The sequence below is a fragment of the Streptomyces sp. NPDC047028 genome (genome assembly GCF_040644095.1).
Taxonomy (GTDB): domain Bacteria; phylum Actinomycetota; class Actinomycetes; order Streptomycetales; family Streptomycetaceae; genus Streptomyces.
This window is the reverse complement of the sequence record NZ_JBEYVS010000015.1, coordinates 72763-96355: the sequence shown is the minus strand read 5'-3', so window position 1 is coordinate 96355 and position 23593 is coordinate 72763. Positions and strand designations below refer to the sequence as shown.

At 70.4% G+C, this 23593-nt stretch carries 19 protein-coding genes; 14 read left to right on the top strand and 5 right to left on the bottom strand.

Annotated elements, in window-relative coordinates; translation table 11 throughout:
* Positions 1-5 precede the first annotated feature (5 nt).
* Positions 6-890, top strand: coding sequence for a hypothetical protein (locus tag ABZ854_RS15945; RefSeq protein ID WP_361210264.1), 885 nt, complete (start codon positions 6-8; stop codon positions 888-890).
* Here ABZ854_RS15945 and ABZ854_RS15940 read toward each other — a convergent pair.
* Complete coding sequence (locus ABZ854_RS15940) at positions 887-1345, bottom strand: DUF3093 domain-containing protein (RefSeq protein WP_129306116.1); 459 nt, start codon at positions 1343-1345, stop codon at positions 887-889. The two genes, ABZ854_RS15945 and ABZ854_RS15940, sit on opposite strands and share 4 nt — an antisense overlap.
* 91 nt (positions 1346-1436) lie before the next feature.
* Between ABZ854_RS15940 and ABZ854_RS15935 the strand changes: the two genes are divergently transcribed.
* From ABZ854_RS15935 to ABZ854_RS15900, 8 genes are all read left to right on the top strand, one after another.
* Entirely contained in the window at positions 1437-2021 is a 585-nt protein-coding gene (locus ABZ854_RS15935) for a PaaI family thioesterase (protein WP_361210261.1), read from the top strand.
* Positions 2022-2077: 56 nt separating this feature from the next.
* The gene (dut, locus tag ABZ854_RS15930) at positions 2078-2614 is read left to right on the top strand and encodes a dUTP diphosphatase (RefSeq protein ID WP_129311728.1); all 537 of its coding nucleotides are present in this window, start codon (positions 2078-2080) and stop codon (positions 2612-2614) included.
* 1 nt (position 2615) lies between these two features.
* The gene (locus tag ABZ854_RS15925) at positions 2616-3380 is read left to right on the top strand and encodes a DUF3710 domain-containing protein (RefSeq protein WP_361210258.1); all 765 of its coding nucleotides are present in this window, start codon (positions 2616-2618) and stop codon (positions 3378-3380) included.
* Positions 3381-3569: 189 nt separating this feature from the next.
* The gene (locus ABZ854_RS15920) at positions 3570-4262 is read left to right on the top strand and encodes an ABC transporter ATP-binding protein (protein ID WP_361210255.1); all 693 of its coding nucleotides are present in this window, start codon (positions 3570-3572) and stop codon (positions 4260-4262) included.
* Positions 4263-4398: 136 nt separating this feature from the next.
* Positions 4399-6954 (top strand): ATP-binding protein, encoded by a 2556-nt coding sequence (locus ABZ854_RS15915; RefSeq protein WP_361210252.1) that lies wholly within the window; start codon positions 4399-4401, stop codon positions 6952-6954.
* Positions 6951-7637: a response regulator gene (locus ABZ854_RS15910; protein WP_361210250.1), complete on the top strand. Its 687-nt coding sequence runs from the start codon at positions 6951-6953 to the stop codon at positions 7635-7637. The genes ABZ854_RS15915 and ABZ854_RS15910 overlap by 4 nt, the downstream gene beginning before the upstream one ends.
* 68 nt (positions 7638-7705) lie before the next feature.
* Positions 7706-8104, top strand: coding sequence for an OB-fold nucleic acid binding domain-containing protein (locus ABZ854_RS15905; RefSeq protein WP_361210247.1), 399 nt, complete (start codon positions 7706-7708; stop codon positions 8102-8104).
* A 3-nt stretch (positions 8105-8107) separates the two neighbouring features.
* Entirely contained in the window at positions 8108-8875 is a 768-nt protein-coding gene (locus tag ABZ854_RS15900; protein WP_361210244.1) for a DUF3159 domain-containing protein, read from the top strand.
* 64 nt (positions 8876-8939) lie between these two features.
* Here ABZ854_RS15900 and ABZ854_RS15895 read toward each other — a convergent pair whose 3' ends face one another.
* Both ABZ854_RS15895 and ABZ854_RS15890 read right to left on the bottom strand, forming a co-directional pair.
* On the bottom strand, positions 8940-9614 hold the full coding sequence (locus ABZ854_RS15895) for a TrkA family potassium uptake protein (RefSeq protein ID WP_129306109.1): 675 nt from the start codon (positions 9612-9614) through the stop codon (positions 8940-8942).
* Positions 9614-10285: a TrkA family potassium uptake protein gene (locus ABZ854_RS15890; protein WP_361210410.1), complete on the bottom strand. Its 672-nt coding sequence runs from the start codon at positions 10283-10285 to the stop codon at positions 9614-9616. Before ABZ854_RS15890 ends, ABZ854_RS15895 begins: the two co-directional genes overlap by 1 nt.
* Before the next feature lie 426 nt (positions 10286-10711).
* Here ABZ854_RS15890 and ABZ854_RS15885 point away from each other — a divergent pair, with 426 nt between their 5' ends.
* Positions 10712-12763 carry an APC family permease gene (locus tag ABZ854_RS15885; protein WP_361210241.1) on the top strand — a complete coding sequence of 684 codons (2052 nt, stop codon included), beginning with the start codon at positions 10712-10714 and terminating at the stop codon, positions 12761-12763.
* A 112-nt stretch (positions 12764-12875) separates the two neighbouring features.
* On the top strand, positions 12876-14204 hold the full coding sequence (locus tag ABZ854_RS15880; protein WP_361210238.1) for a TRAM domain-containing protein: 1329 nt from the start codon (positions 12876-12878) through the stop codon (positions 14202-14204).
* 270 nt (positions 14205-14474) lie between these two features.
* Here ABZ854_RS15880 and ABZ854_RS15875 read toward each other — a convergent pair whose 3' ends face one another.
* Together ABZ854_RS15875 and ABZ854_RS15870 are read right to left on the bottom strand one after the other, a co-directional pair.
* Entirely contained in the window at positions 14475-16202 is a 1728-nt protein-coding gene (locus tag ABZ854_RS15875) for a glycoside hydrolase family 6 protein (protein ID WP_361210235.1), read from the bottom strand.
* Between the two features lie 31 nt (positions 16203-16233).
* Entirely contained in the window at positions 16234-17706 is a 1473-nt protein-coding gene (locus ABZ854_RS15870) for a cellulose binding domain-containing protein (protein WP_361210232.1), read from the bottom strand.
* Between the two features lie 258 nt (positions 17707-17964).
* On the opposite strand from ABZ854_RS15870, the gene ABZ854_RS15865 reads away from it, so the two are divergent.
* The 3 genes from ABZ854_RS15865 (at position 17965) to ABZ854_RS15855 (ending at position 23508) form a co-directional block, all read left to right on the top strand.
* The gene (locus ABZ854_RS15865; RefSeq protein ID WP_361210229.1) at positions 17965-20880 is read left to right on the top strand and encodes a glycoside hydrolase family 48 protein; all 2916 of its coding nucleotides are present in this window, start codon (positions 17965-17967) and stop codon (positions 20878-20880) included.
* Between the two features lie 188 nt (positions 20881-21068).
* On the top strand, positions 21069-22199 hold the full coding sequence (locus ABZ854_RS15860; protein ID WP_361210226.1) for a cellulose binding domain-containing protein: 1131 nt from the start codon (positions 21069-21071) through the stop codon (positions 22197-22199).
* A 286-nt stretch (positions 22200-22485) separates the two neighbouring features.
* The gene (locus ABZ854_RS15855) at positions 22486-23508 is read left to right on the top strand and encodes a LacI family DNA-binding transcriptional regulator (RefSeq protein ID WP_361210223.1); all 1023 of its coding nucleotides are present in this window, start codon (positions 22486-22488) and stop codon (positions 23506-23508) included.
* The last annotated feature ends 85 nt before the right edge of the window (positions 23509-23593 follow it).

Genomic DNA, 23593 nt, shown 5'->3' with positions numbered 1-23593 from the left:
CGGCCGTGACTGGCTCGACCCCTCCACGGAAGCGCCGCTTCCCCCTGCCGGGAGCGGACCCGGGGCCGTCCGACGGCCCCCACGGCGCGCGTGACGACGAGCGGGGCTCACCGCCTGCGGGAGCCTCGCTCGAACCGGCGGCCGGCCGGGACGACCCGCCGGCGTCGGCATCACAGCCGCGCCCCATCGCCCGGCGCAGGGCCGCGGCGATCCGGGACATGGCCCGGGAAGGGGCCCGCAGGGGCGGCAGCCGCGCCAGGGCGGGACTGTCGTACCTCGCGGACCGCATCATCGAGATGGCCCCGCGTATCCCCGTACGTGACCTCGCGACGCTGCGCGGGCAGTTCCCCGGACTGGGGCCGGAGCAGCTCGCCGACAAGCTCGTGGCGGGCGCGGCGAACGCGACGTCCACGGTCGGGGCCGGAATCGGGGCCGCGGCGATGCTGCCCGTGCCACCGGCGATGCCTACCGAACTGGCCGCGGAGATCACCGGGGTCGCCGCGATCGAGCTGAAGCTCATCGCCGAACTGCACGAGGTCTACGGCGTACGGCCGCCCGGCGGCCTCAAGGCCCGCAGCACCGCGTATCTGTCCTCCTGGTCGGGGGAGCGCGGGATCGACGTGATGAAGCCGGCGACGGTGAACGCGGCCCTCGGCGGGCAGATGAAACGCGAACTGCGTCAGCAGATCATGAAGCGGATGGTCCGCGACCTGCCCAACCTCATGCCCTTCATGGTCGGCGCGGCGGTCGGCGCGGTGATGAACCGCCGGGACACCAAGCGGGTCGCCGCTCGCATCAGAGCCGACCTGCGCAAGATCCAGGTCCCGTGGGACAGCCTCCCCGAGCTGCCTCCGCTGGAGCCTCCGGCCGACCCCCTGAAGCTTCCCTAGGCGCCCCGCGCCGCCTTGATCGCCGCCGCCAGCTTCTCCGGCTCCCGGGTGGACAGGTACAGGTATGGGGTCGGGTCCGCCGGGTCCGTCACCTCCACCCGCAGGGCCCCGGGGATGTAGGCGCGCAGCAGCAGGAACGCGCGCGTGTCCGCCTTGTACGTACGCCAGGCGCGGGCCTCCTCGGCGTCCAGGACCTCCGACTCGCCCAGCGCGGACACGGGGATCTTCGCCTCGCCCGCGATCAGGGAGTCGCCGACGATCCGGATGCGCGGGGAGCCGTAGGAACTGGCCACCACCGCGGCCGCGGCCGTACCGCCGACCAGACCGCCCAGCATCGGCAGCGTGCCGAAGGGGAGCAGGATCAGGGCGAACGAGACGCCCACGAGGAAGCTGATCAGCCACCAGGAGCGGGGCGCGGTGAGCCGTTCTTCGTACGGGGCCGGGGAGAGCTGCATGGAGCCAAGCTTGGCACGGTGCCCGGAAGGGACGGCAATCAGGGCGGCGAGCGCGAAGCGCCCCCAGGCGGTGCGGGTAAGGTCTGCGGCTGTGAGTGGTAGTTCCCCGGCTCTTCAGCCCCCAGCCGACGCGGTCGCACCGGTACGGCATCCCGACGCGCCCGCGCCCGGCGAGCCCCTCGGTGCCCACTACGAACACTGTTTCGGGTGTGGGCACGAGCAGCCGCACGGACTGCACCTGGAGGCCCGCGCCGGCGAGGGCGTGTCCCTCACCGCCGAGTTCACCGTCCAGGCGGCCCACCAGGGCGCCCCGGGCCTCGCGCACGGCGGTGTGCTCGCCACGGCCCTGGACGAGACCCTCGGCTCGCTGAACTGGCTGCTGCGGACCATCGCCGTCACCGGCCGGCTGGAGACCGACTTCGTACGGCCCGTCCCCGTCGGCACCACGCTGCATCTGGAGGCCGAGGTCACGGCCGTCGCCGGACGCAAGATCTACTCCCGGGCCACCGGACGCATCGGCGGCCCCGACGGGCCCGTCGCCGTCCGCGCCGAGGCCCTCTTCATCGAGGTGAAGGTCGACCACTTCATCGACCACGGCCGTCAGGAGGAGATCCAGGCCGCCATGAGCGACCCCGACCAGATCCGCCGGGCCCGCGCCTTCGAGGTGAACCCGTGAGCCACGGCCTCGACCCCCGCCCCGACCCCGGTCCGGGTGGCCCCGGCCGTGAGGCCCTGCGGGTGCTCATCCGCCGCGTCGACCCCGATGTACCGCTTCCGGAGTACGCGCGGCCCGGTGACGCCGGCGCCGATGTGCGCACCACCGAGGCCTGCGAACTGAAGCCGGGCGAGCGGGCCGTTCTGCCCACCGGGGTGTCGATCGCCCTCCCGGAGGGGTACGCGGCCTTCGTGCACCCGCGATCCGGTCTGGCCGCCCGCTGCGGCGTCGCTCTGGTGAATGCCCCAGGGACGGTTGATGCCGGGTACCGTGGGGAGATCAAGGTGATCGTGGTGAATCTCGACCCGCACGAGACCGTGCGGTTCGAGCGCTTCGACCGGATTGCCCAACTGGTCGTCCAGCAGGTCGAGAGGGTCCGCTTCCACGAGGTGGCGGAACTTCCCGGCTCCGCGCGGGCCGAAGGGGGCTTCGGGTCCACCGGTGGCCATGCCGCGGTGGGCGGCGAGAGCGGCACAAGCGGTCAGGCCGCCGTGGGCGGTCTGGCGGGTGGGAATCGATACGCTTCGGTCGTATCCGACCGGGAAGGACAGTGACGTGTTCGGACGTCGCAACAAGAAGGGTGCCGCCGAGGACGCGGCCGGCGAGGCCGAGCAGGTCGTCGACAGCGTCGACACCGAGGCGGACGACGAGGAGGCCGAGCGCGAGCGCGTCCGGCTGGAGCCCGAGCCGCGGCCCGACGGGCCGTGGGACAGCACCGAGGTGACGGACCCGGGCGAGGGGCGCGTGGACCTCGGCGGCCTGTTCGTGGCGGGCGTCGACGGCATGGAGCTGCGGGTGGAGGTCGCCGGCGACGCGATCGTCGCGGCGACCGTCGTACTGCGTGACAGCGCCATCCAGCTGCAGGCGTTCGCCGCGCCCAAGCGCGAGGGCATCTGGGGCGAGGTGCGCGAGGAGATCGGGTCCGGGATCACCCAGCAGGGCGGCATCATCGACGAGGTCGAGGGCCCGCTGGGCTGGGAGCTGCGCGCGCAGGTCCCGGTGCAGCTGCCCGACGGCACCGGCGGCTTCCAGGTCGTCCGGTTCGTCGGCGTGGACGGCCCCCGCTGGTTCCTGCGGGGTGTCATCTCCGGGCAGGGAGCGGTGCAGCCGCAGGCGGCCGGGCTGCTGGAGCAGATCTTCCGGGACACGGTCGTGGTGCGGGGTGAGGGGCCGATGGCTCCTCGTGACCCGATCGTGCTGAAGCTGCCGAATGACGCGCAGATGGTTCCTGAAGGGGTTCAGCAGCAGGACGAGTCCTCTCGGTTCGCCGGGGGGATGGGGCAGTTGCAGCGGGGGCCGGAGATCACGGAAGTTCGTTGAGCCTTTCAGCTCGGGACACGGGCCGTACCTCTTGGAGGTGCGGCCCGTTTCCTTTGCGGGGTCGCGGTGGGGCGCGGGCCTGCGCTGCCGGGTGCGGGTGCGTCGTGGCTTGTCGCGCAGTTCCCCGCGCCCCTTTCGGGGCGCTGGTGTGACCGGGGATACTGGCCCACCGGCGAAGGGGGAGACGTGGTGAGCGGTGTTGTTACCGAGACCATGGTCAGGGTCGACGGAGTGCACAAGGCGTATGGGCGGGGGGCCGGGGCCGTGCATGCGTTGCGGGGGGTTTCGTTCGAGGTGCCTCGGGGGGAGCTCGTCGCGCTCAAGGGGCGCTCGGGGTCGGGGAAGACCACGCTGCTGAACATCGTCGGCGGGCTCGACGCGCCCGACCGGGGGCGGGTGGAGGTCGACGGGGAGGATCTCGCGGGGCTCGGCGAGGACGGGCTGCTGCGGCTGCGCCGGGACCGGGTCGGGTTCGTGTTCCAGTCGTTCGGACTCATTCCCATCCTCACCGCCGCCGAGAACGTCGGCGTACCGCTGCGGCTGCGCCGCGCCGATCCGCGCGAGCGGGAGGAGCGCGTCGAGCTGCTGCTCTCCCTCGTCGGGCTGGCCGACCACACCGCCCAGCGGCCCGGGGAGCTGTCCGGCGGGCAGCAGCAGCGGGTCGCCATCGCCCGCGCCCTCGCCAACCGGCCCGCCCTGCTCATCGCCGACGAACCGACCGGCCAGCTCGACGCCGAGACCGGGCACTCCGTGATGGAGCTGCTGCGGACCGTCGTGCACAGCGAGCAGGTCACCGCCCTGGTCGCCACGCACGACACCACCTTGCTCGACCTGGCCGACCGGGTGCTGGAGCTGCACGACGGGGAGATCACCGAGCACTGAGCCGGGCTGCCTGCGGCCCGGGGCGTCAGGGTTGCGTCAAGGACCGCCGGCGACCGGTTCCCCGTCCGCTTCGCCCGCTTCCGGGGACGTAGGGTCGACGCTGCGTAGGCGGCAGTCACCGGAAGACAATGGGGCCATGGCACGCGGCAGACTTCGGATCCACCTCGGGGCGGCACCGGGCGTGGGCAAGACCTACGCCATGCTGGCCGAGGCGCACCGCCGCGTCGAACGCGGGACCGACTGCGTGGTGGCCATCGCCGAGCACCACGGCCGGCCGCGTACCGAGGCGTTGCTGCCCGGCCTGGAAGTCGTGCCGCGCCGGGAACTGACGCACCAGGACGCCACCTTCGACGAGATGGACGTCGACGCGGTGCTGCGCCGGGCCCCGGCCGTCGCCCTCGTGGACGAACTCGCCCACACCAACGTCCCCGGCTCCCGCAACGCCAAGCGCTGGCAGGACGTCGAGGAACTGCTCGCGGCCGGCATCGACGTCGTCTCCACCGTCGACATCCAGCATCTGGAGTCGCTCGGCGACATCGTGGAGTCGATCACCGGGGTACGGCAGCGGGAGACCGTGCCCGACGAGGTCATACGGCGGGCCGACGACGTCGAACTGGTCGACATGTCGCCCCAGGCGCTGCGCCGCCGCATGGCCCACGGCAACATCTACCAGCCGGACCGGGTCGACGCCGCCCTGTCCAACTACTTCCGGCCCGGCAACCTCACCGCCCTGCGCGAGCTGGCGCTGCTGTGGGTGGCCGACCGGGTCGACGAGTACCTGAACGAGTACCGCAGCGAGCACCGGGTCTCGAGGATATGGGGCTCCCGGGAGCGGATCGTCGTCGGCCTGACCGGCGGCCCCGAGGGAGGCACCCTCATCCGTCGGGCCGCGCGGCTCGCCGAGAAGGGCGCCGGCGGCGAGGTGCTCGCCGTCTACATATCGCGCAGCGACGGCCTGACCGCCGCCTCACCCAAGCAACTGGCCGTCCAGCGGACCCTGGTGGAGGATCTCGGCGGCACCTTCCACCACGTCGTCGGCGACGACATACCCGCCGCCCTCCTCGACTTCGCGCGCGGCGTCAACGCCACCCAGATCGTGCTCGGCTCCTCGCGCCGCAAGACCTGGCAGTACGTCTTCGGACCGGGCGTCGGCGCCACGGTCGCCCGTGACTCCGGACCCGACCTCGACGTCCACATCGTCACCCACGAGGAGGTCGCGAAGGGCCGCGGACTGCCCGTCGCCCGGGGCGCGCGGCTCGGCCGGGCCCGGATCGTCTGGGGCTGGGGAACCGGGCTGGCCGGACCGGCCCTGTTCGCGGTGCTGCTGAACACCGTGGACCTCGGCCTCGCCAACGACATGCTGCTGTTCCTGGCCGTGACCGTCGCCGCGGCCCTGCTCGGCGGGCTCCTCCCGGCGCTGGCGTCGGCCGCCTTCGGCTCGCTCCTGCTGAACTACTTCTACACTCCGCCGCTGCACCGCTGGACGATCGCCGACCCGAAGAACATCGTCGCCATCTCGATCTTCGTCGGCGTCGGCGTGTCCGTCGCCTCCGTGGTGGACCTGGCGGCCCGGCGCACCCACCAGGCGGCCCGGCTGCGCGCCGAGTCGGAGATCCTCTCCTTCCTCGCCGGCAACGTGCTGCGCGGCGAGACCAGCCTGGAGGAACTGCTGGAGCGGGTCCGGGAGACCTTCGCCATGGAATCGGCCGCCCTGCTGGAACGGGCGAGCGACGTCGAGCCGTGGACCTGCGCGGGCCGCGCCGGACTCGGACCGCCGCTGCGGCGCCCTGAGGAGGCCGACGTCGACATGCCGGTCGGCGACCACCTGGCGCTCGCGCTGACCGGCCGGGTGCTGCCGGCCGAGGACCGCCGGGTGCTGGCCGCGTTCGCCGCCCAGGCCGCCGTCGCACTGGACCGACGGCGCCTTCAGGAGGAGGCCGAACGGGCTCGCGCGCTCGCCGAGGGCAACCGGATCCGTACGGCGCTGCTGGCCGCGGTCAGCCACGATCTGCGCACCCCGCTGGCCGGCATCAAGGCCGCCGTATCCTCGCTGCGGTCCGACGACGTGGACTGGTCGGAGGAGGACCGGGCGGAGCTGCTGGAGGGCATCGAGGACGGCGCCGACCGGCTCGACCACCTCGTGGGCAACCTGCTCGACATGTCGCGGCTGCAGACCGGCACCGTCACCCCGCTGATCCGCGAGATCGACGTCGACGAGGTGGTGCCGATGGCCCTGGGGGGCGTACCGGAGGGCAGCGTGGAGCTGGACGTGCCCGAGACGCTTCCGATGGTCGCCGTCGACCCCGGGCTACTGGAGCGGTCGGTGGCCAACCTGGTGGAGAACGCCGTCAAGTACAGCCCGCGGGGGCGGCCCGTCCTGGTCGCCGCCAGCGCCATGGCCGACCGCGTCGAGGTACGGGTCGTCGACCGGGGACCGGGCGTGCCGGACGTGGCCAAGGACCGCATCTTCGAGCCCTTCCAGCGGTACGGGGACGCTCCGCGCGGCGCCGGCGTCGGACTGGGCCTCGCCGTCGCACGGGGCTTCGCCGAGGCGATGGGCGGCACACTGAACGCCGAGGACACGCCGGGCGGCGGACTCACCATGGTCCTCAGCCTCCGGGCGGCGGGATCACGACAGGGCGTCACCGTGGAACAGGACGTCACCGTGGAACAAGAGAGGCAGACCCTATGACCCGCGTCCTCGTGGTCGACGACGAGCCGCAGATCGTGCGCGCCCTCGTGATCAACCTCAAGGCACGCAAGTACGAGGTCGACGCGGCGTCGGACGGACGGACCGCCCTCGAACTCGCCGCCTCGCGCCACCCCGACGTGGTCGTCCTCGACCTCGGCCTGCCCGACCTGGACGGCGTCGAGGTGATCAGGTCGCTGCGCGGCTGGACCCGGGTGCCGATCCTGGTGCTGTCGGCCCGGCACTCCTCCGACGAGAAGGTCCAGGCGCTGGACGCGGGCGCCGACGACTACGTCACCAAGCCCTTCGGCATGGACGAACTGCTGGCCCGGCTGCGGGCCGCGGTCCGCCGGGCCGAGCCGGCCGGGCCGGGCGAGGACGACGTGACGGTCGTGGAGACGGCGGGCTTCACCGTCGACCTGGCCGCGAAGAAGGTCAACCGCGCCGGCAAGGACCTCCGGCTCACCCCGACCGAGTGGCACCTGCTGGAGGTGCTGGTCCGCAACACCGGCAGGCTGGTCGGCCAGAAGCAGCTCCTCCAGGAGGTCTGGGGCCCGTCGTACGGCACGGAGACCAACTACCTGCGCGTGTACATGGCCCAGCTGCGCCGCAAGCTGGAGGCCGACCCGTCCCACCCGAAGCACTTCCTCACGGAGCCGGGGATGGGGTACCGGTTCGAGAAGTAGGGCGGGCACGTGAGCGGGGGAAGTGAGCTGGTTACGGTCTTGTCCGTGGGCCCCGGTACGCTTCTTGTATGGGTGCTGTTCCTCGTTCCGAAAAGCCGGCCGGCCGGTTCCGGCGCATGCTCGACCGGCTCTCCTCGTCACAGGAGGACCTGGAGTCGGAGGAGCTGCGCGAGGACGCCGAGACGACGGGCTGCGTCAAGATCGGTGACTGCCGGGACCGGCAGATCGTCACCGTAACTGGTACCTTGCGCACGGTCACCCTGCGGCCGCGTGCAGGTGTCCCCGCCCTGGAGGCCGAGCTGTTCGACGGCTCCGCCGCACTGGACGTGGTGTGGCTCGGCAGGCGTTCCATCGTGGGCATAGAACCGGGGCGCAAGCTGATCGCATCGGGCCGGATCTCCATGAGCCGGGGCCGCCGGGTGCTGTTCAATCCCAAGTACGAACTGCGACCCCTCGGACGGGAGTAGCCGGTGACGTCACTCGACAAGCCGACCGAAGACACCGAAGAGACTCAGCCGGACGATGCCCGGGCGGTGACCGAGGCCGCGCTGTTCGAGGCGTTCGGCGGCGTCCGCGGCATGGTCGAGACGGTCGTTCCCGGACTCCTGTTCGTCGCCATCTTCACGATCAACAAGAACCTGCACGTGTCGGCGATCGCCGCGCTGATCGTGTCCCTGGTGATGGTCGCCGTGCGACTGGTCCGCAAGGACACCGTCAAGCACGCCTTCAGCGGTGTCTTCGGCGTGGCCTTCGGCGTCGTCTTCGCGATGATCACCGGCAACGCCAAGAACTTCTACCTGCCGGGCATGCTCTACACCCTGGGCCTGGCGCTGGCGTACATCGTCAGCGCCGTGGCCGGTGTGCCCCTGCTGGGGCTGATGCTCGGCCCGGTGTTCAAGGAGAACCTGTCCTGGCGGACCCGGAACCCCGGGCGCAAGGCGGCCTACACGAAGGCCAGCTGGGCCTGGGGCCTGATCCTGCTCGCCAAGAGCGCGATCCTCTTCCCGCTGTACTGGTGGGCCGACACCGCGCAGCTGGGCTGGGTCCTGGTCGCCCTGAAGATCCCGCCGTTCCTGCTGGCGGTCTGGCTGACCTGGATCTTCCTGGCGAAGGCGCCCGCGCCGATCGACGTGTTCGCCGAGATGGAGGCGGAGGAGGCTGCGGCCAAGGCCGCGGAGGCCGCCGCTTCGGCTTCGGCTCCGGCCTCGGGGGACGGTGGCGGCCGACACCGTAAGTGAAGGACGAAAGCGAAAGGGCGCCCCGGTTGTCCGGGGCGCCCTTCCTCGTCGTATGCGGCGGACGTCAGGCCTCGTCGTCCCGCCGCACCGACAGCAGTTCCTCCAGCTGCTCCTCGCGGGCCTGGGCGGCCACGAAGAGGAGTTCGTCGCCCGGCTCCAGGGAGTCCTCCTTGGACGGGGTCAGCACCCGGGTGCCCCGGATGATCGTGACCAGCGAGGTGTCCTCCGGCCAGCGCACCTCGCCGACCTGGGTGCCGGCCAGCGCCGACTCCTCGGGCAGGGTCAGCTCGACCAGGTTGGCGTCGCCGTGGCTGAAGCGCAGCAGCCGGACCAGGTCGCCGACGCTCACCGCCTCCTCGACCAGGGCGGACATCAGACGCGGGGTGGACACGGCCACGTCCACGCCCCAGGACTCGTTGAACAACCACTCGTTCTTCGGGTTGTTCACCCGGGCGACGACGCGCGGCACGCCGTACTCCGTCTTGGCGAGCAGCGAGACGACCAGGTTGACCTTGTCGTCGCCGGTCGCGGCGATCACGACGTTGCAGCGCTGCAGCGCCGCCTCGTCCAGGGACGTGATCTCGCAGGCGTCGGCCAGCAGCCACTCCGCCTGCGGCACCCGCTCCACCGAGATGGCGGTCGGGGCCTTGTCGACGAGCAGGACCTCGTGGCCGTTCTCCAGCAGCTCGCCCGCGATCGAACGGCCGACGGCGCCGGCTCCGGCAATGGCGACCCTCATCAGTGACCGCCCTCCTCTTCCGGGCCCTGGGCGAACGCCGCCTCGACCTTCTCGACGTCGTCCGTCCGCATCATCACGTGCACGAGGTCGCCTTCCTGCAGCACCGTCTGCGACGTGGGCAGGATCGCCTCGCCGAGCCGGGTCAGGAACGCCACCCGCACGCCCGTCTCGTCCTGCAGCTTGCTGATCTTGTGTCCGACCCAGTTCGCGGAGGCGTGCACCTCGGCGAGCTGCACCCCGCCCGTCGGGTCGCGCCACAGCGGCTCCGCGCCCGAGGGCAGCAGCCGGCGCAGCATCTGGTCGGCGGTCCAGCGCACCGTGGCCACGGTGGGGATGCCCAGGCGCTGGTAGACCTCGGCGCGGCGCGGGTCGTAGATCCGGGCGGCCACGTTCTCCACGCCGAACATCTCGCGGGCCACGCGCGCGGAGATGATGTTGGAGTTGTCACCGCTGGAGACGGCGGCGAACGCGCCCGCCTCCTCGATGCCCGCCTCGCGCAGCGTGTCCTGGTCGAAGCCGACACCGGTGACCCGGCGGCCGCCGAAGCCCGGTCCCAGCCGGCGGAAGGCGGTGGGGTCCTGGTCGATCACGGCGACCGTGTGTCCCTGTTGCTCCAGGGTCTGGGCAAGAGCGGAACCCACTCTTCCGCAGCCCATGATGACGATGTGCACGACCGTCCTTCCGGTGTCCATAAGAGACTGGCGTCCATAGGAGCTGGCGTCCATAGGAGACTGCTCAGCCTCAGGGTCTCAGACCGATGCCCAAAGCTACACACGGGCACTTCGGGGTGGGCACCCCGGTGCGGCGGTTCGCCGGCCCCGTCGGCGCGTGATGCTGCGCACGCTGCACAGGGTCAGGATTCCGAGGCCGGCGAGGGCCAGGAGGGCCCCGATCAGCTCTGCGGTCGGCGGCATGGGACCTCCGGAGGGCGAGGACAGGCGGTCTTTGCCAACTAGACACGTACCGCGGCCCCACCACGGAAACCGCAGGTCCGGACGGTCCGGATTTCACTCGCGGAGCAGACAGCGCAACCTCGTGGCCCGGATATGGGAAGCCGGGTGGGCGGCTGCCTGTTCGAAGGCTTACGATCCTCTCTCGTGTCCAAACTGACCGACGTGCCCAAACGGATCCTGATCGGGCGCGCACTGCGCAGTGACAGGCTGGGCGAGACCCTTCTGTCGAAGCGCATCGCACTCCCCGTCTTCGCTTCCGACCCGCTCTCCTCCGTCGCCTACGCGCCCGGAGAGGTCCTGCTGGTCCTGTCCGCGGCGGGCGTGTCGGCGTACAGCTTCAGCCCCTGGATCGCCGTCGCGGTCGTCGTGCTGATGTTCACCGTCGTCGCCTCCTACCGGCAGAACGTCCACGCCTACCCCAGCGGCGGCGGCGACTACGAGGTGGCGACCACCAACCTCGGGCCCAAGGCCGGCCTGACCGTCGCCAGCGCGCTCCTCGTGGACTACGTGCTGACCGTCGCCGTGTCCATCGCCTCCGGCATCGAGAACCTCGGCTCCGCGATCCCCTTCGTTGTCGAGCACAAGGTGCTGTGCGCGGTCGCCGTCATCGTGCTGCTGACGCTGATGAACCTGCGCGGTGTGAAGGAGTCGGGCAAGCTCTTCGCGATCCCGACGTACGTGTTCGTCGGCGGCGTCTTCATCATGATCCTGTGGGGCGCCTTCCGCGGCCTGGTCCTCGGCGACACCATGCGCGCTCCCACCGCCGACTTCCACATCAAGGCCGAGCACCAGGGCCTCGCCGGCTTCGCGCTGATCTTCCTGATGCTGCGCGCGTTCTCCTCCGGCTGTGCCGCGCTGACCGGTGTGGAGGCCATCTCCAACGGCGTGCCGGCCTTCCGCAAGCCCAAGTCGAAGAACGCGGCGACCACGCTGGCGATGATGGGCCTGCTGGCCGTCACGATGTTCTGCGGCATCATCGCCCTCGCCATGTCGACCAAGGTCCGCATGGCCGAGAACCCGGCCGCCGACCTCCTCCACCACGGCGTCCCGGTCGGCTCCAGCTTCGTCCAGGACCCGGTGATCTCCCAGGTCGCCGAGGCGGTGTTCGGCAAAGGCAGCTTCCTGTTCGTGCTGCTCGCCGCCGCCACCGCGCTGGTCCTGTTCCTCGCGGCGAACACGGCGTACAACGGCTTCCCCCTGCTCGGCGCGATCCTCGCCCAGGACCGCTACCTGCCCCGCCAGCTGCACACCCGCGGCGACCGCCTCGCCTTCTCCAACGGCATCGTGCTCCTCGCCGGCGCGGCGATGCTGCTCGTGGTCATCTACGGCGCCGAGTCGACCCGGCTGATCCAGCTCTACATCGTCGGCGTGTTCGTCTCCTTCACGCTCAGCCAGACCGGCATGGTCCGGCACTGGAACCGCCTGCTGGCCACCGAGCGGGACCAGGCCAAGCGCCGCCACATGTTCCGCTCGCGCGCGATCAACACCTTCGGCGCCTTCTTCACCGGCCTGGTCCTGGTCGTCGTCCTCGTCACGAAGTTCACCCACGGCGCCTGGGTGGCGCTGCTCGGCATGTGCATCTTCTTCGCGACGATGACGGCGATCCGCAAGCACTACGACCGGGTCGCCGAGGAGATCGCCGCCCCCGACGGTCCCGGCGACGACACCGTACGGCCCTCCCGGGTGCGCTCGGTCGTCCTGATCTCCAAGATCCACCGCCCCACCCTGCGCGCCCTGGCCTACGCCAAACTGATGCGCTCGGACACCCTGGAGGCGCTCACCGTCAACGTCGACGCGGCGGAGACCAAGGCGCTGCGCGCGGAGTGGGAGCGGCGCGGGATCGACGTACCGCTGAAGGTGCTGGACTCGCCGTACCGCGAGATCACGCGGCCGATCATCGAGTACGTCAAGAGCCTGCGCAAGGAGTCCCCGCGCGACGCGGTCTCGGTGATCATCCCCGAGTACGTGGTGGGCCACTGGTACGAGCACCTGCTGCACAACCAGAGCGCCCTGCGCCTGAAGGGCCGGCTGCTGTTCACGCCCGGCATCATGGTCACCTCCGTGCCCTACCAGCTCGCCTCCTCCGAACGCGCCCGCAACCGGGCCCGCAGGCGCCAGGAGTGGAACGCCCCGGGCGCGGTCCGCCGCGGCCCGGCGGTGGAGCGCCCGAAGGAGCCGCAGGCGAACAAGGACTGAGGCCCGGTGGGGAGGCCGTAGACTGGTGGGCTGTTGTTCCGCGAGGCCACCGGCCTAGGGCCTTCCCCCCTCGCTCCCCGTCCCTCCCTTTCCGATCTGGAGTCACCCCGCCATGCAGGCAGAACCGAAGAAGTCGCTGGTCGGGGACGAGTACGAGGTCGAGATCGGCCCGGTGGCGCACGGCGGCCACTGCATCGCCCGCACCGCCGAGGGCCAGGTGCTGTTCGTCCGGCACGCGCTGCCGGGGGAGCGGGTGCTGGCCCGAGTGACCGAGGGCGAGGAGGGTGCCCGCTTCCTGCGGGCCGACGCGGTGGAGATCCTCGACGCCTCCAAGGACCGCATCGAGGCCCCCTGCCCCTTCGCCGGCCCCGGCCGGTGTGGCGGCTGCGACTGGCAGCACGCCAAGCCGGGCGCCCAGCGCCGGCTCAAGGGAGAGGTGATCGCCGAGCAGCTCCAGCGTCTCGCGGGTCTCACCCCCGAGGAGGCCGGCTGGGACGGCACGGTGATGCCGGCCGAGGGCGACAAGCTGCCCGCGGGACAGGTCCCGCAGTGGCGCACCCGCGTCCAGTACGCCGTCGACGCCGAGGGCCACGCCGGGCTGCGCCGCCACCGCTCGCACGAGGTCGAGCGGATCGACCACTGCATGATCGCGGCGGCCGGGGTCAGCGAGCTGGGCATCGAGAAGCGCGACTGGACCGGCATGGAGTCGGTGGAGGCGATCGCAGCGACGGGCTCGCAGGACCGCCAGGTGATCCTGACGCCCCGCCCGGGCGCCCGCCTCCCGCTCGTCGAACTCGACCGGCCCGTCTCGGTCCTCCGGGTCGGCGAGAAGGACGGCGGCGTCCACCGCGTCCACGGTCGCCCCTTCGTCCGCGAGCGCGCCGACGACCACACGTACCGCGTCGGCAACGGAGGCTTCTGGCAGGTCCACCCGAAGGCCGCCGACACCCTGGCGACGGCCGTCATGCAGGGCCTGCTGCCCCGCAAGGGCGAGACCGCCCTCGACCTCTACTGCGGGGTCGGCCTCTTCGCCGGCGCCCTCGCCGACCGCCTCGGCGAGCAGGGCGCGGTCCTCGGGATCGAGTCCGGCAAGCGGTCTGTGGAGGACGCGCGGCACAACCTCGCCGACTTCCCGCGCGTCCGCATCGAACAGGGCAAGGTCGAGTCGGTCCTCCCGCGCACCGGCATCACCGAGGCCGACCTCATCGTCCTCGACCCGCCCCGGGCCGGCGCCGGCCGCACCACGGTCGCCCACCTCACCGCCCTCGGCGCCCGCCGCATCGCCTACGTGGCCTGCGACCCCGCGGCCCTCGCCCGCGACCTGGCGTACTTCCGCGACGGCGGCTACCGGGTCCGCACCCTCCGGGCGTTCGACCTGTTCCCGATGACGCATCATGTGGAGTGCGTGGCGATTCTTGAACCCGCTGCGAAGAACCTCTGACCGGCGGATTCTCCGAGGCCTAAGGTTGCGGTCCGGCGGGCCAGACCTGTTTGCGCGAGCGGACGACATGAAGCCCGTCGGCTTCTTCCGAGTGTCGTCTGACCTGGCGTTGTGCAGGGATGCCGGCTGGGGTGCGGTCTCCCTCTTCCGGATCGGCTTCCACCAGTCTGTCCGTCTCGCTCATCGGCGGTCACCGGGTTGGTCCCGACGCCTGCGCCGGGGCCGGTCCTTCAGGGACCGGCCCCGGCGCGTGCTCACCGTCTCAGAAGGCTACGGCAGGGGCGGGTAGGCGTTCTGCATGAGCTGCTGGAACTGGGCGGAGAACCAGTGTCCGGCCAGCGGTGCGTCCGGCAGGGCGCCGGTGGGGTTGTTGCCGTTGCGGGCGTTGCCGCCGTAGGTGGGGTCGCACATGCGGTCGAATCCCTTGCCCTCGTCGTTGGACACGGCGGAGCTGGAGCCGTCGGACTCACCCGGGGGCTTGACCCAGACGTAGGCGTCGATTCCGGCGGCGGGAGCCGCGGTGGGCCGCTCGCCGAGGCCGGCGCCGCTCTGGTTGCACCAGTTGCCGGCGTGGATGCGCCGGTCGATGCGGCTGCCGTTCACGTAGTCGTCGACGGAGGTCATCGGGCCGGGGCCGGTGGGGCGGGCCGTGCCGCCCCAGCCGTCACGGGAGGTGTCGATCAGCATGCCGAGGCCGGAGTCGAACCCGGCCGCCACGAGCTTGTCGCGCAGTCCGAGCGCGAACGACTGCTCGTCCACGTACTGGTTCCAGTCGACCCACTTCGACTGGCGCACGGTCTGCCCGTTCACCGTGTCGGTGACCTTGAAGTTCGGCTCCTTGACGGGGCTGTAGTTGGCGGTGTTGACGATGAAGCCGGCCACGTCGTTCGGGCTCGCGCCATTGGTCGTGGCGACCTTGGCGAACTCCTGCACGGCCGGCCCGAGGTTGCTGTCCCAGCCGAGCCAGCCGTGGTGACCGGCGTCGATGTAGTTGTACACGTTCGGGATGGCGCCGAGCGTGTCCAGGGCGTAGGAGACGCCCTTCTCGTAGTTGCCGTTGCTCTTCATGGTCACGCAGGCGTCGGTTGTGGTGGGGGTGCCGCCGGCGTTGGTGACCAGGTTGGGCAGCGAGTCGGGCTCGATGACGGTGGAGATCCGCAGGCCCGCGTACTTCGGGTCGGAGAGGATCGAGGCGATGGGGTCGATGTACTGGGACTTGTACGTGTCGATGTCGTTCGGCCCCAGTTCACCGTTGGAGGCGAGGGCGGCGCAGTCACGGCCCGGCAGGTCGTAGATGACCAGCTGGACGACGAGGTCGCCGGAGCCCCTCTGCTTCAGCGCCTCGTCGAGATGGTCGCGCAGGCCCATGCCGCCGTTGACACCGTTGATCGCGGCGATCCGGTCGAGCCAGACGGCGGTGGGCTGGTTGGCGATGCGGTTGCCACCCGGCTCGGCGGCGGCCTTGGCCGACCATTCGGGGTTCACGTACACCCTGGCGCCTGCATAGGGGTTGCCGACCCGGCCGTCCGCGCCGCCGCCCCCTCCGCCACCGGTGCCGCCACCGGTACTGCCGCCCGAGCCACCGCCGTCGACGTTGCAGGTGACGCCGTCGAGAGTGAACGTGGTGGGAACAGCGTCGGTGCCGCTGGAGGAACCGTTGAAGCCGAAGCTGACCGAACCGCCGGTGGCCAGTGTGCCGTTGTAGCTCTCGTTGGCGGCGGTGACGTCACTGCCGCTCTGGGTGATCTTCGCGTTCCAGTAGTTGTTGACCTTCTGGTTGCCAGCGTACGACCACTTCAGCGACCAGCCCGACTTGGCTGCGGCGTTGTTGGTGATCGTGACGGCGGCGGTGAAACCGGTGTCCCACTGGCTTTGCACCTTGTAGTCCACGGTGCAGGGAACCGAGGCGGCGTCGGCCGGGGCCGTGAGGAGCGCCGCCCCAGAGGTACCGGCGAGTACCGCCAGCGCGGCGAACAGCGACATGTTGGTGCGACTCATGAGTGCGGGTTCCTTCTCATTCGGAGGATGATCACGGGTTGAGGGCGCGCAGGTGGTCGCGCAGCCCGGTGCCGTACGCGGTGGGAGTGCCGTCGTAGGCGGAGATCAGGGACGGCCCGGAGGAGCAGTCCCAGGTGTTCCAGGTCCAGCCCAGATAGGACAGGTCCCGGTCGTCGAACCACTTCATGACCCGGTCGACGAAACCGTGCGAGCAGGTGTTCTCTCCGGTCCCCCCGGCCACGAGCCGTACTCGTGCGGCGACCGGGGCGAGGGTGGAGCTCCAGCAGCTCTCGTTGGAGCAGGAGTTGAAGTTGTAGACGTGCCAGGCGGCAGCGAGATTGCCGACCGGGTCGGTGGGCTTGTACGTCAGCCACTGGCTCAGGTCGTTGGAGTACGCCAGTCCGCCGGCCAGGACGACGTTCTTCGCACCGGCGCTCCGCACGGCGTTCACGAGGTCCTGCATGCCGGCGACCGGGTAGGGGATCCCGGGGCAGGTGCCGCCGTCCCGCCAGTACTTCCAGGCGTCCGTGGCACTGCTTGTCGCACGGTCCGGATAGGGCTCGTTGAACAGGTCGAACACCGGGGCCGGATCGTCCTGGAAAGTGCTCGCCACCGACGCCCAGAACGCCGGGCTGTACTGCTTGTCCGGCATCGGCTTCTGGCAGGTGGCGTGGACGTCGGAGCAGCCGGCCGAGTTGCCCGTGTACTGCCCGTACGTCCAGTGAAGGTCGAGGACCGGGGTCATGCCATGCGCCTCGACGCGGGCCACCAGGTCCTTGACGGCGCTGATGTAGTTGCCGCCGCCGTACTCCGGTTTGACGTTGGAAAGACCCAGCCAGCACTCCTCGTTGAGCGGAATGCGGACCGCGTTCGCCTTCCATTCGGCGATCGCCTTGACCGCCTCGTCGTCGACCGGACCGTCCCAGATGCCCCGGCCCTGCACGCACATGAACTCACCGCCCGAGCGATTCACACCGAGCAGCCGGCGGCCCCTACCGTCAGGGCCCACGAGCTTCGCACGGGAGACATGCAGCGCGGGCGCCTTGCCGTCGGGCGGCGGCGGAGGCGTCGGCGGCGGAGTCTGCTCCGGGGCGCCGCTGCATGTCGCGCCGTTGAGCCTGAACGCCGTCGGCGCGGTGTTGCTCGCCGACGAGGAGGCGACGAAGCCGACGGTGATGCTCGAGCCGGTGGCGAGAGCGCCGTTCCAGCTCTCGTTCGTGGCGGTCACGGTGCTGCCGGACTGGGACCACTTGGCGCTCCAGCCCTGGGTGACCTTCTGGCCGTCGGCGAAGTCGAAGGCGAGTTGCCAACCGCTCACGGGCGCCTGGTTGTAGGTGATCTCCACGGAGCCCTGGAAACCACCGTCCCACTGGCTGGTGACGGCGTAGTCCACGGTGCACGCGGGGGCGGCTCCCTGGGCCGGGACCACCGGCAGGACGGCGCCCGAGACGAGCGCGACCGCACCGGCGGCGGCAAGAACTCCGGAATGCGGGGGGTGTCGCATGAGCGACTCCTTGCAGCTTGGCGCGCCGTGACGGCCGCGTCGACTGATGGAATCGCTCCCACTGGTGCCAGCGAAGCTAGCGCCAACCGGGCTGCTTTCACAGGGTTGTTGCTTAACTTTCTTCACCGGATGCAGGTCATTTCGATTCAACTACTCAACGACTTGACGGCATGAGCCCTGCCTCTCACTATGGGAGCGCTCCCACTGGTTCAAGCCTTGACCCCCACCGAGCCGCACTCCGCAAGGAGGACCGGGAAGATGGATCCCGGACGCAAGCGCAGATCCGTACGGCGGCTGTGGACCGCCGTCGCAGCCGCGTTGGCACTACCCCTGTCGACGCTCGCCGTACGTTCAACACCCGCTCAAGCAGCGGGAGTGCAATGCAGCGTCGACTACAAGACGAACGACTGGGGCTCCGGTTTCACGGCAGACCTGACCATCACCAACCGCGGTACCGACACGATCGACGGCTGGACACTGACGTACGCCTACAGCGGTGACCAGAAACTCGCCAACGGCTGGAACGGCACCTGGTCGCAGTCCGGGCAGTCGATCAGCGTGAAGGACGCCGGGTACAACGCCACGATCGCGGCGGGTGCCGCCGTCTCCACGGGTGCCCAGTTCAGCTACAACGGCACCAACACCGCTCCCACCGGCTTCGCGGTCAACGGCACCACCTGCACGGGCGCGCACCAGCCGCCGGTCGCCGTGGTGACCAGTCCGAAACCGGGCGCGGTCTACACCCAGGGCGCCGCGGTGCCGCTCGCGGCGACCGCGGCGGCGGCCGACAGCGCGACGATCAGTAAGGTGGAGTTCTACGACGACACGAGCCTGCTGGGCACCGACACCAGCGCTCCGAACTCGCTCTCGGCCTCAAGTTTGTCCGTGGGCAGTCATTCGCTGGTGGCGAAGGCGTACGACAGCCTCGGCGCGTCCGCGGTGTCGACCCCGGTCGGCATCACGGTGGCCTCGGGCCCAGCGGTCGTCGCCGCCCCCGCCCAACTGGGTGTCCAGCAGGGCAAGTCGGGTACCTACGCGGTGAAGCTGTCGACTCAGCCCTCGTCCGATGTGACCGTGACGACGGCCCGTGCCGGCGGCAACCCGGGGCTGTCGGTGACAGGCGGTAAGACGCTCACCTTCACGCCCGCCAACTGGAGCGCCGCCCAGGACGTGACCGTCACCGCCGACTCCTCGGGCACCGGCTCGGCGTCGTTCGAGTCGGCGGCCACGGGCTACTCCAAGTCGACGGTCACCGTGACGGAGCTGGCAGCGCAGAAGGCGTACGACGCGCGGTTCCTGGACCTCTACGGGAAGATCACCAACCCGGCGAACGGTTACTTCTCACCCGAGGGCATCCCCTACCACTCGGTGGAGACGCTGATCGTCGAGGCTCCCGACCAGGGCCATGAGACCACGTCGGAAGCGTACAGCTACCTGATGTGGCTGCAGGCGAGGTACGGCAGGGTCACCGGCGACTGGTCGAAGTTCAACGGCGCGTGGGCCCTGATGGAGAAGTACATGATCCCCAGCCACGCCGACCAGCCGACGAACTCCTTCTACAACTCCTCCAGGCCGGCGACCTACGCGCCGGAGGCGGACACGCCGAACGAGTATCCGACCAAGCTGGACCAGTCGGTGCCGGTCGGTTCGGACCCGCTTGCCGGTGAACTGAAGTCGACGTACAACACGGACGACATCTACGGCATGCACTGGCTGGAGGACGTCGACGACGTCTACGGCTTCGGCGACACCGGCGGGACCTGCGAGGGCGGTCCGAGCGCAAAGGGGCCCTCCTACATCAACACCTTCCAGCGCGGTCCGCAGGAGTCGGTGTGGGAGACGGTTCCGCAGCCGACCTGCGACGCCTTCAAGTACGGCGGCAAGAACGGCTACCTGGACCTGTTCACCGGCGACTCCGCCTATGCCGAACAGTGGAAGTACACCGACGCACCTGACGCCGACGCGCGCGCCGTCCAGGCGGCGTACTGGGCCGATGTGTGGGCCAAGCAGCAGGGCAAGGGCGCTGACGTCTCCGCGACCGTCGGCAAGGCGGCCAAGATGGGCGACTACCTCCGGTATGCGATGTACGACAAGTACTTCAAGAAGATCGGCAACTGCGTCGGCCCCACGGCCTGCCCGGCCGGCACCGGCAAGGACGCTTCGCACTACCTGCTGTCCTGGTACTACGCCTGGGGCGGCTCGAACGACACGAGCGGGGGCTGGGCCTGGCGCATCGGCTCCAGCTACGCCCACAGCGGCTATCAGAACCCGCTCGCGGCGTACGCGCTCAGCTCCGACGCCGACCTGAAGCCCAAGTCGGCGACAGGCGCGGCGGACTGGAGCAAGTCGCTGACCCGGCAGCTGGAGTTCTACCGCTGGCTGCAGTCGTCCGAGGGTGCCATCGCGGGGGGTGCGACCAACAGCTGGGCGGGCCGGTATGCCACCCCGCCGGCCGGTACGCCCACCTTCTACGGCATGTACTACGACGAGCAGCCCGTCTATCACGACCCGCCGTCCAACCAGTGGTTCGGCTTCCAGGCCTGGTCGATGGAGCGGGTCGCCGAGCTCTACCAGCAGACGGGCAACGCGCAGGCCAAGGCGGTCCTCGACAAGTGGGTGACGTGGGCGCTGTCCAAGACCACGATCAATCCGGACGGCACCTATCAGATCCCCTCCACCCTCCACTGGTCAGGCCGGCCCGACACCTGGAACCCGTCGAGCCCCGGCTCCAACAGCGGGCTCCATGTCACCGTCGCCGACTACACCGACGACGTCGGTGTGGCGGCCGCGTACGCCAAGGTGCTGACGTACTACGGCGCGAAGTCAGGGGACACCACCGCGAAGTCGACCGCGAAGGCGCTGCTGGACGGCATGTGGAACAACTACCAGGACAGCCTGGGCGTCGCCGTCCCCGAGACCCGCGCCGACTACAGCCGCTTCGGCGACAGCGTGTACGTGCCGAGCGGCTGGAGCGGCGCCATGCCCAACGGCGACGCCATCAACTCCTCCTCGACGTTCACCTCGCTCCGGTCCTTCTACAACAACGACCCGGCCTGGTCGAAGATCGAGGACTACCTCAAGGGCGGCGCCGCGCCCAGCTTCACCTATCACCGGTTCTGGGCCCAGGCGGACATCGCGCTGGCCATGGGCTCGTACGCGGAGCTCCTCGAATAGCCCCGCTGAAGCTCCGCGTACGTGACCCCGTCGCAGGGAGACGGGGTCACCTGGCCGGGCGGTCCTCAGCCGCACAGAGGACCCGGCAGTTGTCAGGGCCATGATCATCTGCGCTGGCAACCATTTGGGAGCGCTCCCAATCGCGGCGCGCTCTCACTGTTCCCCATACATCCCAGCGGAGGATCCGCATGCAACAGTTGAAGCACAGGGGCAGGGCGCACGCTCTGTTCGGCGCGCTGCTGACGTCACTCGTCGCGATGGCGGCGCTTCTCACAGCCGCTACGGCCTCGCACGCCGACACGACCCTCTGCGAGCAATTCGGCTCGACCACGATCCAGGGCCGTTACGTCGTCCAGAACAACCGGTGGGGCACCAGCGCCACCCAGTGCATCACGGTCACGGACTCCGGCTTCAGGATCGCCCAGGCCGACGGCTCGGTCCCGACGAACGGCGCGCCGAAGTCCTACCCGTCCGTCTACAACGGCTGCCACTACACCAACTGCTCTCCCGGGACCAACCTCCCGGCCCGGCTGAGCTCGATCTCGAGTGCGCCCACGGGCATCTCCAACAGCTACGTGAGCGGTGCGGCCTACGACGCCGCGTACGACATCTGGCTGGACCCGACACCACGCACCGACGGCGTGAACCGCACCGAGGTCATGGTCTGGTTCAACCACGTGGGAGGCGTGCAGCCGGTCGGCTCGCCCACCGGCAGCGCCATCGTGGCCGGCCGTTCGTGGCAGGTGTGGTCCGGCAACAACGGCTCCAACGACGTACTGTCCTTCGTCGCTCCATCGGCGATCGACAGCTGGAACTTCGACGTGATGGACTTCGTCCGTCAGGCCGTTTCCCGCGGACTGGCCCAGGACGACTGGTACCTCACGAGTGTTCAGGCCGGCTTCGAGCCCTGGCAGAACGGCGCGGGACTGGCGGTGTCGTCGTTCTCCTCGAACGTCAACGTCGGTGGCAGCACCGGAGGGGCGGGTGGCTCAGGCGGCTCGTCGGCGTGCAAGGTGACGTACGGCACGAACGTGTGGCAGGGCGGCTTCACCGCCGACGTCACCGTGACCAACGCGGGTTCTTCCCCCGTCGACGGCTGGAACGCCACGTTCACGTTGCCCGCCGGGCAGAGGATCACGAGTGCCTGGAGCGCCGCCCTCTCTCCCTCGTCGGGAGTGGTGACGGCCGGCGGTCTGGCGTACAACGCGTCCATCGCACCGGGCGGTCAGGTCTCCTTCGGGTTCCAGGGCACCTACGACGGTGCCTTCGCCGAACCGGCCGGTTTCACCCTGAACGGCACGTCCTGCACCACCGCCTGACGGCGTCGGCACGGGCGGCCTGAGACCGGAGAGCCTACCGGCCGGGCTGCGGCGAACCGCGCGCCGGACGCGAGTGCACTTGCGTCCACCCTGTACCCACCCGCCTGACACTCGTGTTCAATCGGGTGGGTACGGCTTCTTCGGCTTCTTCCAGAGCCGGCCCGTCGACCACCTCCACCTCCGTCGGCTCCCTTCCCGCCGGGCACAGCCGGTCACGATCGGAAGTCGGGTGCCCGCTGCCTGGGGCCCGTAAGATCGGTGATCTCGCGGGTGGGGAGAGGTGGTCATGGCGAGGCGACGCCCTGGAGTGCCGACGCTGGAAGAGGTGGCCGTCCACGCCGGGGTGGGGCGGGGCACGGTCTCCCGGGTCATCAACAACGCGGCCGGTGTGAAGGAGTCGACACGCCGGGCCGTACAACGTGCCATCGAGGAACTGGGGTACGTGCCCAATCTGGCGGCCCGGTCCCTGGCCGGACGGCGGGCCGACGCCGTGGCCCTCGTCCTGACGGAGCCGGACTGGAGGCAGTTCGCCGAGCCGTTCTTCTCGGAGATCGTCCGCTCGCTCGGCGATGCGCTGGGGGGCACCGGGATGCAGCTGATGTTGACTCTGGTCCGCTCGGAGACCGAACGGCAGCGCTTCCTGGAGTACGCACGCGGCGGCCGGGTCGACGGGGTCCTGCTGATGTCCGTGCACGCGGGCGATCGACTGCCGGACATGCTTGCCGAGGCGGGGTTGCCGACCGTGCTGCTGGGGCGCCGGTCGGGCGACGAGTACGTCAGCTACGTGGACGCCGACAATCTGGGCGGGGCCCGAAGTGCTGTCTCGCACCTGCTGAAACAGGGCCGCACGGCGATCGCCACCATTACGGGGCCGCTGGACATGTACGTCGCGCAGTGCCGGCTGCGCGGGTATCAGGATGCCCTGGAGGCGGCCGGTCTGGAGGGCACGCGGTCCTTGGTCGCGGAGAGCGACTTCACGGAGGAGGGCGGGCGCCGCGCCATGGCGGAACTTCTCGAACGGCACCCTGAGGTCGACGGCGTGCTGGCCGCGTCGGACACCTCGGCGGCAGGAGCGCTGCAGGCGCTGCGCGCGGCGGGACGGCGGGTGCCGGAGGACGTCGCCGTGATCGGATTCGACGACTTCCCGTTGGCTCGGCGCACCGAACCGCGCCTGACCACAGTGCGTCAGCCGGTGGAGGAGATGGGGCGTGCCATGATCAGGCTGCTGCTCGAGGAGATGGAGGAGCCGTGCGTGGCCTGGCGCCACGTGATCCTCCGCACGGAGTTGGTCGCTCGTGAGTCGTCCTGACGACCGTCCGCGGCCGCCTCGGTGACCGTCCTCTGCGACGGTGCTGTTCTCCTCCACGGACCTCGGCGCCATCCGTTTCGAGGCC